This window comes from Halomicronema hongdechloris C2206 (assembly GCF_002075285.3).
Lineage (GTDB): Bacteria > Cyanobacteriota > Cyanobacteriia > Phormidesmidales > Phormidesmidaceae > Halomicronema_B > Halomicronema_B hongdechloris.
Window position 1 is genome coordinate 3599671 of record NZ_CP021983.2, and the last position, 12463, is coordinate 3612133.

Annotated in this window: 14 protein-coding genes; 8 read left to right on the top strand and 6 right to left on the bottom strand. The window is 55.4% G+C overall.

All coding sequences use genetic code 11. The features are described from left to right. The first annotated feature begins 88 nt into the window (after positions 1–88). The 4 genes from XM38_RS16315 to XM38_RS16330 all read left to right on the top strand — a co-directional run bounded on the left by XM38_RS16315 (position 89) and on the right by XM38_RS16330 (position 2052). Positions 89–598 (top strand): GNAT family N-acetyltransferase, encoded by a 510-nt coding sequence (locus XM38_RS16315; protein ID WP_080807238.1) that lies wholly within the window; start codon positions 89–91, stop codon positions 596–598. Positions 599–638: 40 nt separating this feature from the next. Beyond that, positions 639–845 carry an ATP-binding cassette domain-containing protein gene (locus XM38_RS27820; protein WP_202978905.1) on the top strand — a complete coding sequence of 69 codons (207 nt, stop codon included), beginning with the start codon at positions 639–641 and terminating at the stop codon, positions 843–845. A 264-nt stretch (positions 846–1109) separates the two neighbouring features. Next, a complete protein-coding gene (locus tag XM38_RS16325; RefSeq protein ID WP_225889332.1) occupies positions 1110–1610 on the top strand; it encodes a metal ABC transporter permease in 501 nt (166 codons plus the stop codon). 10 nt (positions 1611–1620) lie between these two features. Beyond that, positions 1621–2052: a hypothetical protein gene (locus tag XM38_RS16330; RefSeq protein WP_080807232.1), complete on the top strand. Its 432-nt coding sequence runs from the start codon at positions 1621–1623 to the stop codon at positions 2050–2052. Positions 2053–2067: 15 nt separating this feature from the next. Here XM38_RS16330 and msrP read toward each other — a convergent pair whose 3' ends face one another. From msrP to XM38_RS16360, 5 genes are all read right to left on the bottom strand, one after another. Further along, a complete protein-coding gene (msrP, locus tag XM38_RS16335; protein ID WP_080807229.1) occupies positions 2068–3051 on the bottom strand; it encodes a protein-methionine-sulfoxide reductase catalytic subunit MsrP in 984 nt (327 codons plus the stop codon). Positions 3052–3461: 410 nt separating this feature from the next. Beyond that, on the bottom strand, positions 3462–4037 hold the full coding sequence (locus XM38_RS16345; RefSeq protein WP_080807228.1) for a PEP-CTERM sorting domain-containing protein: 576 nt from the start codon (positions 4035–4037) through the stop codon (positions 3462–3464). A gap of 283 nt (positions 4038–4320) precedes the next feature. Then, entirely contained in the window at positions 4321–6030 is a 1710-nt protein-coding gene (locus XM38_RS16350; protein ID WP_080807223.1) for a GspE/PulE family protein, read from the bottom strand. A 324-nt stretch (positions 6031–6354) separates the two neighbouring features. Then, complete coding sequence (locus XM38_RS16355; RefSeq protein ID WP_088430414.1) at positions 6355–8235, bottom strand: PhoX family protein; 1881 nt, start codon at positions 8233–8235, stop codon at positions 6355–6357. A 122-nt stretch (positions 8236–8357) separates the two neighbouring features. Beyond that, positions 8358–8792: a hypothetical protein gene (locus tag XM38_RS16360; RefSeq protein ID WP_088430416.1), complete on the bottom strand. Its 435-nt coding sequence runs from the start codon at positions 8790–8792 to the stop codon at positions 8358–8360. A 494-nt stretch (positions 8793–9286) separates the two neighbouring features. On the opposite strand from XM38_RS16360, the gene XM38_RS16365 reads away from it, so the two are divergent. The 4 genes from XM38_RS16365 to XM38_RS16380 all read left to right on the top strand — a co-directional run bounded on the left by XM38_RS16365 (position 9287) and on the right by XM38_RS16380 (position 11756). Next, entirely contained in the window at positions 9287–10312 is a 1026-nt protein-coding gene (locus XM38_RS16365) for a DUF3179 domain-containing protein (RefSeq protein WP_088430418.1), read from the top strand. 107 nt (positions 10313–10419) lie between these two features. Next, on the top strand, positions 10420–10674 hold the full coding sequence (locus XM38_RS16370; protein WP_080807212.1) for a MoaD/ThiS family protein: 255 nt from the start codon (positions 10420–10422) through the stop codon (positions 10672–10674). A gap of 97 nt (positions 10675–10771) precedes the next feature. Beyond that, entirely contained in the window at positions 10772–11251 is a 480-nt protein-coding gene (locus tag XM38_RS16375) for a hypothetical protein (protein ID WP_088430420.1), read from the top strand. Positions 11252–11552: 301 nt separating this feature from the next. Next, positions 11553–11756 (top strand): hypothetical protein, encoded by a 204-nt coding sequence (locus XM38_RS16380; RefSeq protein ID WP_080812265.1) that lies wholly within the window; start codon positions 11553–11555, stop codon positions 11754–11756. On the opposite strand, the gene XM38_RS16385 is transcribed toward XM38_RS16380, so the two are convergent. After that, positions 11750–12301, bottom strand: a complete 552-nt coding sequence (locus tag XM38_RS16385; RefSeq protein WP_088430422.1) for a pentapeptide repeat-containing protein — start codon at positions 12299–12301, stop codon at positions 11750–11752. The genes XM38_RS16380 and XM38_RS16385 overlap by 7 nt on opposite strands. Between the last annotated feature and the right edge of the window lie 162 nt (positions 12302–12463).

Here is a 12463-nt window from a genome sequence, read left to right on the forward strand (position 1 = left end):
TGAGTCATGGTAGCGGTTGGGTTACCGCGATTCTGCTTCATTATCCCCAATCCTCTTTGTGTCAACCTCCTCAACCATAGGTGCTCCGTTGCACATCCGATTGGCTGCCGCTGCTGATGTGCCGGCTCTGGCTGAGCTTTTTCGCCAGAGTGTTTTAGCGGTAGCTCCCCAGCGTTACACTCTGGAGCAGACCCAGGCCTGGGTATCTTTTGCTACTGACCTGGAGGCATTTCGAGCCTTCATCTTGGCGGTGACCACCTATGTGGCTGAAGATGCCACGGGGATTGTCGGCTTCGCCGGTATTGGTCAGGATGGCCATGTCGCTTCTGCCTATGTGCGCCCCGATTGCATCCACCGCGGCATTGGCTCGGCCCTGATGCAGAGACTATTAGCGTACGCCGATAGCCAAGGTCTGCAACGACTCTACGGTGAGGCCAGTGAATTTAGCTTAGGGTTGTTTTTAAAGTTTGGCTTTCGCCAGTACGACACCGAAGTCGTGGAACGCCAAGGTGTTCGCTTCAGTCGCTATCTGGTGGAAAAGCTGCGCCGGGATAACTCTGGACCCGAATCTAGGAGAATTGGCGGTCCACTTCTCTAGGATCTTGATAGAATCAAGGTCGAGAATGATTATCATTGCAATGTCATCACAGGGTCCGGCCATGATTGAGATGGAGCAGCTGTCGGTCAGCTACCGAGGTGCGATCGCATTGGACGACGTCTCCCTGCAGCTGTATCGAGGCCAGCAGGTAGGACTGATCGGTCCCAACGGCGCCGGCAAGAGCACCCTAATCAAGGCCATGCTGGGCTTAGTGCCCCATCGCGGCCGAGTCCGGTTTTGGGGCTAGCCGCGGCGGCGGGTGCGCCATCGCATCGCCTAGGTGCCCCAGCGATCGCAAATCGACTGGCACTACCCCATCACCGCCTAGACCGTGGTGATGACAGCCCTGACTCCAGAGACAGGCTGGCTGCGCCGCCCCAGCCCCGTGCCCAAGGGCGGGCTCAGCAAGCCCTAGAGCGGGTGGGCATGGCCGATCTCAGCCATCGTCCCATTGGGCAGCTATCTGGAGGCCAGCAGCAGCGGGTCTTTCTAGCTCGAGCCCTGGCTCAAGATGCGCAGCTATGCCGCCATGGGGCTGATTTTAGCGACTTTCTTTGCCCTAGGGGTGATGTTCATCAGTGTGTTCGACAGCCGCCTCAACCTAGAAGCCTTTTTATTTGGGGACATGCTCAGCGTCACCCCTGTCGATGTCTGGCAGACGGCTCTGATCACGGGGGTGGTCCTGGTGCTGGTGCGCTTGCTCTACAAGGAGCTACTGTTCTATAACTTCGATCCCCTCGGGGCCAAGGCCATGGGCCTGCCAACCGAGTGGTTGCAACGGGGACTGACGGCGGCCTACACCCTGGCTATCATCAGTCGTTGGGGGCCTCTTCTCACTGGCCTTCCTATTCAGCCCCAGCCAGGGACCACTCACCCAGCAACGGCCCTGGGGCAACCGCTGATTCGCCCGGCAGCACCGGCATCCACCTGCTGCACCTATCCGACCAACGGCATCATCGTCTCTCAGCAGAATCTCAGCCGTGTCATTTATGGTCGAACCATGACGTCTTAGAGTTGACACCATGGCTTCTTCCAACTCTCGCATCTCCCTGGCACTGTTACTGTTACGTCTTAGCGTCTTTCTTGTCTTTCTGATCTGGACTCTAGATAAGCTGCTCAACCCTGGCCACGCGGCGGCAGTGTTTGAAAACTTCTATTTCATTGGCGGCCTGGGCAATGCCATCATCTACGGGCTCGGCATTCTAGAGCTGATTTTGCTGATCGGCTTTGTGATTGGCTACCAGAAACCCATAACCTATGGCCTGATTCTGCTGTTGCATGCCGTCTCCACCTTATCTGCCTTCGGCAAGTATCTCAGCCCCTTTGAGCCCCCCAATATCCTCTTCTTTGCGGCTTGGCCTATGTTGGCCGCCTGCTTCGCCCTGTTCTACCTGCGGGATCTCGACGTGCGCTGGACCATTGGCGGCGGTCGCCAGGAGGCCGTGACCGAGTAGACAGCTTTGCCGGCATCAACCGTACAATCCAGCCACATATTCGCCATAGCCGTTGTAGAGCCGGGTGGGCTGGCGCTCCCACTGGGCGGGATTGCTGCCAGTGCCCACGACCCGCTCCGTAGCTTGAGACCAGCGGGGATGGGGGACGTCTGGATTCACATTGGCCTCGAACCCGTACTCATTGGGGGCAATGGTGTTCCAGAAGGTGGCCGGGCGCTCGGCTAGAAACTCGATCTTGACAATGGATTTGGCTCCCTTGAAGCCATATTTCCAGGGCACCACCATACGCAACGGTGCCCCATGTTGTTTCGGCAGGGTGCGACCGTAGATACCCACCGCAAAGAAGGCCAGCTCATTGGCCATCTCCGCCAGCGTCAGCCCCTCCCCATAGGGCCAAGGTAAATTCATGGCGAAGCCCCAGGCTGGCCCCGGACAGATTTTCGCCTCATAGAACGAGGTGAAGCTGACAAATCTGGCGGCACTGGTGGGATCCACCTGCTGCAGTAATCGGTTCATGGGAAAGCCGATCCAGGGCACCACCATGGCCCAGGCCTCCACGCAGCGAAAGCGATAGATGCGCTCTTCCAGGGGAAACCGCTGGGTCAGATCATCCAGGTCATAGGTGCGGGGATTATTCACCAACCCCGTCACCTCGACTCGCCAATCGTCGGTGGGCAGCTTCTGGGCCGGTTGCCAGATGCTCTTGGTGCCGCCAAACTCATAGAAGTTGTTGTAGGTGCTGGCATAGGCTTGCTCCGTCACGGCCCGTTCCACCCCGGCGAAGTCAGGGTTTTGCCGCACATTGGCCAGGGGACGGCCTAGGGTTTGCTGCAGCTCGGCCTCGATGCTGGGCGGGCGGCTACACCCCAGCAACGAGGCGCCGATGCCAGCTCCGACCAGTCCCTTGAGAAAGCGACGGCGGTTCAGGAAGGCAGATTCCGGCGTGACTGCCGATTCGGGTAACTGCCAAGGGTGGGGTGGCGGCAAAATAGTAGGCATGATTGGGTATCAATGGTGACGCATATTGATTATTCTACGAAGTCAGCCAATTCTAAGGCCGCCGTGGCCCTGTACTTGGGCTGTGCTGTCTGGGCCTATCGGGGCTAGCTGGGAGACCTCTATCCCTGCGGTAGCGACCCCAAGCAGTTTTTGCCGCTTTACGGCCAACGCCTGACGGCGGTAGAAGGCATAACCTACTTATGAGCTCTTGCCCATGAAAAAAGTCCCTTACGGTCGTAAGGGACTTTCAGGGAATCAGAGATGTCATTTGATTTTGGGACAGTCCAAAGCCAATCCAGTATGAACCCTTGCAGGGGATAAATTTTTAGTACTCTGCGGCAAAATAACGTCTCTATTGACTAGAGCGAAAAGGCTTAACCCTATTAGGATTTCCCTTGCTGCTTTGATGACTAGACATCCTGCTGCTGACGTCTGAGGGTAGTAGCACCGGCACCGGTCAAGGCAAATAGCCCCAAGATCATGGCAGGCTCAGGCACTGATTCAGCATCAGTATCAACTTCAGCCACCGATACGGCTCCTTGGGAAAGGCCTTCCGAAAATTCTCCGGTTTCGAAGTTATCAACGAATAGAAATTCGAGATCAAGGCTGAATTCGTCAGCGGCGAATACTCCTTGATCTAAATCATCAGCTAACAACGGCTGGTTAGGCGTGCCATTGATGTAAAACCCATTATCAAGCGTGGGATCTACAATCTGAATTTCTGCAGCGGGATCATCAGAGGAGAAGGAGAAGGCAGAGGCAGCGCTATTGCCACTCCAATCCCAGGCCCAAGACGTTAATTCATCCAGAGAAATGATGCCATCCTGGGCGGCAGCATCGTCAGCAGAAATCGTGCCGGAAATTGCCCCGCCACCATCATTTTCCCACCAACCAGTATAATCAACGGTCCAACTAGCAGCTCGAGCCGGTGTGGCTAGGGCTGTTAACCCTAGAGCTGCGGTTGCAGCTAAAGCAAAGCGTTTCATAGAAATACCTAACCGTAAACATCATGGAATCAACGTAGAGAATTTTATAGGACTTACCTAGTATTCCAATGTAATCCAAAGCACTTAGCGGGTCTATTTTTAAGTAAAAAAATGTCTCAGTTTTTCATTGAAAAAGCAAAAAGTTCCTGAGAATTTTAGTCTCCTCAGACTCATTTTATCTCGAATTTTATGTGGATTAATGCGTCACATTTGGCGGGTTTTTGGAAAATTAGACGTCAATAAAACTGGCTATTAAGACGGGTTTGAACTCGGCAATGGTAAATCAGGGATGAATGTTGGCAGTGGCGGGCATGGCAGGAGCGTCTGAGGGGGTTGGCACCAGTTGTAGAACATCGGCATCGGCAGCTGATTTTCGCGTCAGAGCACTCCGGGGGAGGACCCTCAGCACTTCCTCCGGAGTTGTGGCTCCGGCTAATAACTTCTCGATAGCGGCGTTGCGGAAGGAGAGGAAGCCGATTTTGCTGAGGTGATGCTGCAGCTGAGTGATGGTGCCGTCGTACATGATTTCGCGAATGCGATCATCGACTTCCAGGAGTTCGACGATGGCTTCGCGCCCCAGGTATCCTGACTGGAAGCACTGGCTGCAGCCCTGGCCTCGTCGCCAGTTGGCCTGCTGGATCTGGGATGAACTCAGGCCCAGGAGTTTAATGCTGTGGGCATTTGGGGGTGTCGGTTCGCTGCAGTAGGGACATACTCGTCGGACCAGGCGCTGGGCAATTACCCCCAACAGGGCATCGCTGATCAGGCCGGGGTCGGGGCCAATGTCTTTGATGCGGGGGATGGCGCCCACGGCATCGTTGGTGTGCAGGGTTGTAAATACCAGGTGACCAGTGAGGGCGGCCCGGACGGCGGTTTCGGCGGTGGCGTGGTCTCGCACCTCTCCTACCATAATGATGTCGGGGTCTTGCCGCAGAATGGCGCGCAGCCCGGCGGCAAAGGTCATGCCGGCGGCCTCGTTTACCTGGGTTTGGGTGATGCAGGGCAGTACATACTCGACCGGGTCTTCTACCGTGACCACATTGACATCTGCGGTGGCGATTTCTTGCAGGCTAGTATAAAGAGTGCTGGTTTTGCCGGAGCCAGTGGGGCCGGTGAAGATGATCAACCCTTGGGGCTGTTGTAGCCAGGTCTTGTAGGCTGCCAGCGCTCTGGGGGAGAACCCGAGTTTATCGACGGTGGAGAAGGGGTTTTCTCGGGGCAGTAGACGCACGACAGCTTTCTCGCCGCCGACACAGGGCAGCGTGCTGACTCGCATGTCCATATTCAGGTCATCTTGGCCCAGGGCATATTGCTCGCCAATGCGGCCATCCTGGGGACGGCGGCTGTCGGCAATGTCCATGTTGGCCATCACTTTCAGGGCTACGATGACCCGGCGACTGATGTCTAACGGCAGGGTGGTGATATTGCGCAGCACCCCGTCGATGCGATATCGCACCCGCAAGCCGGTGCTGGTGGGCTCCAGGTGAATGTCACTGGCTCGGTGGCGTAGGGCACTGGAAATAATGGCCTTGATCCGCTCGCGTTGGCCGTCAGCTTTGGCCAGAAAGAGCTCGGTGGTCTCACCGACGTCTTCTTGCATCTGCTCCCCCGTCAGGGGATCAAGCAGGGGGTTGGCCTGGATCTGGCTGACATCTAGGTTGCGGCTGTGATACCAGGTGCGATAGCTCTTGGCAGTAATGGGAATGAGCTCAATGGTGGTGCCGCTGCGATCGCATAATTGCTGCACCGTCTCCTGTTTCAGGGCAACCGGGCTGCCCAGATAGAAGCAGTTGCGCCACAGCAACAGGGGCACCACTGGCGGCAGGGCTTGCCCAGGAAAAAACTGAAAGAACCGGCTGCCGACTTCCTCGTCTAATAGCGTCAGATTCAACTCTCCCTGGGAATTCACTAATAGGGCCAGGGCATCTCGGCAGGACAGCTTGCCCTGCTTTACCTGTTGCCAGGCCGACAATGGGGTGGATACATCCTGCATGCGATCGCATCTCGATACTGCCTTGGTCAGCCTTCAGTAGAAGCCGACACAAACTATGAGCGGATTGGAAATACCGTTGTCTGGGGTTGCGGCCATGGGCCAGGTAGCCCCCGCCGCCACAAGGCGTGGTGGGATGAGGGCCAGTCAGCCTTCCTGGACTAGGCCATTTAGCCGGCAGTCATGTCCTCAGCTGACTGGCCAACGCTTGAGTGCAGCCCCTGACCATTGACTCATCAGCCCTGGATTACCTGGCCGCCGCGACATCGAGAGTTTGCCGTAACCATGGGCTTTTCATCCCATCAAAAAGCCCATGGTCCCGTTAATCTAAGACCCGACGATGCCACCGTCCTTGCGTCTGATGACGATGGTGGAATCCCGAGGCACCTTGCCACTCCCCTGATTCGCCGGGAAGTTAGTGACGGTAGGATCTCCATCACCAGGGTGCTGGGTATTGATGAACAGGGTGCGCCGATCGGGCGTTACCGTCAGCCCGGTGATTTCGTCTTCAAACACACCGGTGAAGAGGCGGCGAATTTCTCCAGTGCTGATATCAACCACCAACAGCTGGTTGTTCAGCCCATCCGGTTGACCACCGTCGGTCTCAATGAACAGGCGACCGTCAGGGTCCGCCCACATGCCGTCGGGGTCGGTAAAGACTCCCTCTGTCCCGCGAGTATCCTGGGCCAGAATGAAGATATCCCACTTAAAGGTGGTACCCGTGAATCGGGCGTTATCATCAATTTCCAGGATGTGGCCATCGGGGTTAGGCGCCAGAGGGTTGGGAGCATCGGGCATGGTCCGCTGGCTGTTGTTGGTCAACGCGAAGTAAACCTTGCCATTGAAATCACTCACCGTGGCCCACTCAGGCCGGTCCATGGGCGTAGCCCCTAAGGTATCAGCCGCCAGGCGGGTATTAACGAGTAGCTCGCCCTGATTGCTGAATTGAGCACTCAGAATCGGGTTATCGATGGTGAGCTCCAACCACTCGCCAGTGCCATCATCGTTGAACTTCGCCACGTAGAGCTTGCCGCGATCCAACGGGCTGATGCCCCGAGCTCGCATGGAACGCCAGTTGCTCTCGGACACAAACTTGTAGATGTAGTCAAAGCGTTCGTCGTCGCCCATGTAAGCGACAACACGGCCACCCCGACCCACGGTGATTTCAGCCCCTTCATGCTTGAACCGACCCATGGCCGTCCGCTTCACCGGGGTTTGAGTGGCATCCATGGGGTCGATCTCCACCACCCAACCGAAGCGATGGTTCTCGTTGACATAGTCAGAGTTGGAGAGGTCGAAGCGAGGATCGAAGTTCTGCCAGCCATAGCCAAAGCCATCGGTGCTGAATCCATAGCGATCCTGAGCGTCCGTCGGCGTCCAGGTGCCGGTGGCATCGCCGAAGTAACCGTGAAAGTTTTCTTCACAGGTGAGGTAGGTACCCCAGGGTGTTTTCCCGTAGGCGCAGTTATTCACCGTGCCCTGAGGAGAATTACCAGCCGGGTTGTCTAGCAAAGGGTGACCGGCTGCGGGACCGCTGAAGGTCACGTCGGTATTCACGTGAATGCGGCGAGCATTGTTACTCTTGACCGGCTGCCACTTGCCGCCGATTTTCTTGATCTCAATCACGGAGACGCCGTGGGCATGCTGAGACAGGCGCACATCTTCCAGGCTGGTGGGGTCAGGCTTGCCCAGCACATGGGTATTCACCCCAAACTCATGGTTGATGGCCAGCATGCCATGATCATTGCCGTCGCCGATGGGGAAGAGCCACATGCCGTCATGGCCGATGCCAATCAGATTCTTTTGCTCTTCTGCCGTGGGGCGAGTGTTGGGATCGCCACCATAGCCACCGGCACTCCCATCGAGAGTAGAGCCCCAGGGAATCAACACCTGGTATTCATAGTCTTCGGAAATGGTGGGAACAGGCCCCGAACCATTGGCGATCGCAACAGATTCAAAGTTAACCAATCCACCTGCTTGGGCGATGGTGGCTCCAGACCCCACCGTTGAAGTAGTACTGGCTTCCTGACCAGTGGTTGCGGAGGCGGCCTGCACCAGGGCCTTATTACCGACAAGGGCAGTGGCAAAGCCAGCAGCAGATAGTATCATGCCCTTGGCTAACACATTCCGTCGAGATAGTCGGGCTTTTAGGACGTCCTGAAAGGGACGATTGCCTGACTTGTTACTGATTCCGTTATCACAATCCATGGGGATGTTCCTCTCGCTCCCTACGTTGTCATCGACACGATCTAAGGCCCCTTACCGTTAGGGTCAGGTCTCCTTAAATCGAGGTGTTGCATCATCCTCAAACCATCTCGGCCTAGAATTGTCTAATCCAAATCAGGCAGATAGGCTTGAGCTACATCGCCCGTCAGGCGACCTTCATCCAAGGCCCGATCAACCTGGGCCTGCTCAGAAGACGATAGATTTCGTCCCCGGCCAGCCGCAGATCTCACCGACGCCACGGCGGCCCCTTCCTGCCCTTCCTCGTGGCGCTGCAATAGGGCATGGGAGGCACCGTAGTATTCGGTCCAAGCACTGACCTGGGGCGTTTCTTGCCACTGTGTTCGAGAAACCGTAGCCGCTAGAATCGGTACAATTTCGCCATTTCGCTCCCCTAGGACAACGACTTCAATGTCCGTCAGAGCAGGATCTTTGCGAAATTCACTGCTGATCGTTTGGCCCACTAATGATTCGGCCTGCCTTATCATCTCCTGATAATTCACTCGACCGTAGATGGGTAGATCGATCGTATAGCGCCCCATCTCTGCCGATGCAGAAAAATAGTGTTTAGAAACAAGCCCGGAAAATACAATCAGGGATAAGACGGATAGTAAAAGAAGTCGGAAGAAACGATGACGCCCAAAGAAATCTACAGGAAACATTTAGAAATAGCTGATGAATAGCTTCATCATGGTGAAAACGATGGTGACCTCCAAACATAACCAATCGTCCCATAGATACTTTTTTCAGAGGTAAATTAAGAGTTAATCCTAATTAAATAAGGATTAAGCTCTCAGGTAAATCCAATTAAGATGCACAGTCGTAAAGTCACATTGATATCGTCAAATACGTGAAAAAAATACGTGAGAACACTGACTACGGGGAGATGGGAGTGTAGAGGCCAAGAGCCACTTGGGGCTAAATTTCCCTGAACTACCTTCTCAGCGAATTCCCAGGGAGTTCTCAGAGGGGCTTCAGCTGGGATTCAGCTACAGTCTGGACGCTAACTAATAGTGCAACGATGGCAAGAACGACGATGACGCGGCTAATCCTGAAAGGTGTGCTCGGGGCCGGATCCCTGCTGGTGCTACTGTTAAGTGCCTTGGTGATTGAGGCGGGGGGATGGGAAAACTTCAAGCTGCAGTACTATTCCCTGACTCAGGTCTTCCACGATCAGACCAAGGAGCTGCAGGATTTGCGTCAAAAAGACGTGGACCCTGCCAGCCACAGTCGCATCGACCTCGACCAGCTCTTGAATGGGGGGCCACCGAAGGATGGCATCCCCAGCATTGATGCGCCCCAGTTTGACACGCCAGAGACAACCCCCTTTGCCGCCAATGAGACGGTCATTGGGGTGGTGGTCAACGGCAAGGCCAAGGCCTATCCCTTGGGCATTATGAATTGGCATGAGATCGTCAACGACAGCGTGGGCGGCCTGCCGTTGTCGATTACCTACTGTCCTCTGTGTGACACGATTGCGGTGGTTGAACGGGGCGACACCACCTTTGGCGTCTCGGGGAAGCTCTACCAGAGTTGCTTGGTCATGTACGATCGCAACGATGACACCCTCTATGCCCAGCCCTGGACTTTAGGGGTAGTGGGGCCCAAGGTCAATCATTCGTTGTCTCGGGTACCGGCGGTGAAGACCACTCTGGGCAATTGGTTGGCCCAGCATCCCGATAGCCAAATTCTATCGACAGACACCGGCTACAGTCGGGATTACCAGAGTTATCCCTACGGCAGTTATAACGTCGATGATCAGTTGATTTTCCCTATCCGCAATCAGGCGGATCTCGATCAGCATCCTAAGGCCATCGTCAGCTATATTTGGCAGGCCAGCGATCAAACCCCCCACAATCGCTTCGCTGGCGACAGTCATCAGTTTATCCATGAGCAGCTGCGGCAACAGGGCAGCCAGACGGTGGAGTTCGACGGCCGCCAGGTGCGGGCTCGCTGGGATGACACCCTAGAGACGGTGGTTGTAGAAGAGCTCGATGGCACGGTGATTCCCAGTTCGACGGCGTTTGCCTTCGTCTATCCGGCCTTCTTTGGCCAGCCATAGCTACAGATCTTGTCCTCTCATCCCCTAGCCCCTTGTTGTAGCGCCAGCAGGGAAAAACAGGATAAGGCCCTTGATAGGATCAATGGGGTCCTAAACAGGTGAAGACCATGGCCGCGGTAACTGTGACGGTAAAGCTGTTTGCTATCTACCAAGATGCCTATGGGCTGCCAGAATTGACGTTGGAATTGCCCCCGGGGGCTTCGGTGGCAATGGTATGCGATCGCATCCTGCAGGATCATCCCGAGTTAGCGCCATGGTGCGATCGCACTCGATTTGGCGTCAACTTGCAATTTGCCGAGCCCGAGCAAGTCCTACAGGACGGCGACGAAGTGGTCCTGATTCCACCAGTCAGCGGCGGTTAATGCCAACCTCATAAGTCAATATACTTATGCCGTTTCCAGAGGGAGTAGCGTAGATTGGGGATAACGTGGCCGACTGTCCCCATTTTCCAGTACCCCTATGGAGCAGTTCACCCGGCGCGAAACCTTGATCCTCGCCAAGACAACCCTAGGACGACTCACCTACCTAGCAAAAACAGGCATCGTCGTGCCTCAGCTCAGCCAACAGACTAGGCCCCCGATGCTGCTGTACTCCTGGGAGCAGGTTTTAGAAGTTCGTGCCATCACCTATTTGCGGCGCCATGCCTCCCTACAGGCCATTCGCAAAATCGTCACCTTCCTAAACGACAACGGCTTTGACTGCAGTCTGCGCAATAAGCATCTGGTGGTGAGTAACGATGAGGTGAATTGGGTCATGCCCAATAATTCTGGCGTCCCCCAGATCATGCATATGACTGGTAGGAATCAACCGACGGGTCAACTGGTGCTAGCCGTCTTGCCGCCCTTAAGCTCCATCATCCAAGACGTCTGGGAAACTGCTCGCACGTCCAACGTCATTGACTTCGAACACTTCAAGCAACGGGCTAAGCTACGGGAATAAATAATACCGGTTCGCATAGCCCTCATAGAGCAGGGCGCAAGGGCGCAACAGCTATACTCCTAATTTAAGCGCCCTATACGGTACCAGGTTTTGGCACCACTGACAGTCGTGGCTGCAGTGGTTTACCGCAGCATTGCAAACGTGATCAACATCACAAAGTTTCTGTGAATTGCCAAGGCTAGAGACATCCGTGGGATCACGCTTGCCGTCTATGAAGATCACGTAATCGGGGATATCACTATCACGGCAAAGGCAGAATCCTGAACGGATTATTAAGACATCGCTTGGAGTTCGCTAGCCTATGGTTGCCCCCTGTTGTCTACTCCCCTCTGCCCTGGGAGAAATTATGGCCCAAGTCGCCGACACCCGCGCCCTCACCCTGACCGATCGCTACGGGTTGAGAACAGCCATCTTATCCAGCACCTTAGATGATGAAGAACGCGCAGCCATCGATCGCCTACTCTGGGCCACTCGCCGAGGCCTGATTGTACCTTCGCCTCAGTAAGCGCGGGGGCGTCGCTGTCTAGAACCGGTATCTTCTACCCCTAGGGCAGTCCCCTGCAAACGACAATCCGTTAAGACTGTCCGAGTCAGGACAGTCCCGGTGAGATTAGCATGGCGCAGATCGGTCTGGCTGAGATCGGCATCCGTTAGATCTGCATAGCAGAGGTTAGCACCCCGTAGGTCCGCCCCCGCTAAGCAGGCCTGCCTCAAATTAGACAGCCGTAAATCACTCTGTCTCAAATTCGCCGCAGATAGGTCAGCCTCCTGGAATCTGCTTCGAATCAATGTTGCCCGTTCCAGACAGGCTTGCTGCAGATTGGCCCCGGATAAGTCGACCCGCCAGGCATTCACCCCAGCCAAGTTTCCTGCCGTCAAAATAGCCTGTTTCAGGGAGGCCCGGGTTAAATCCGCTTGGTATAGCCTTACCCCTGGCAGAAACAGCCCAGTCAAGTGAGCTTCACTCAGGTCAAAGCGGCTAAAGTCGCGGTATCCAGAGTCATACCGGGCGACTAACTGCATAACATCCATCGAAAGCTGGAGCACCATAGTAGAAGGGGAGGGTAGCTGCGGAGAACTGACGGCGTCTAGTGCTGGCCTCTAAGAGCACACTTGACCATCTAGCACCCTGATTTATGAATAATTGTTACATTAGTTAATCTAGCAAGCTCCTATCGGTATCGCAACTCCCAGGCACACCAGGAGGCTATG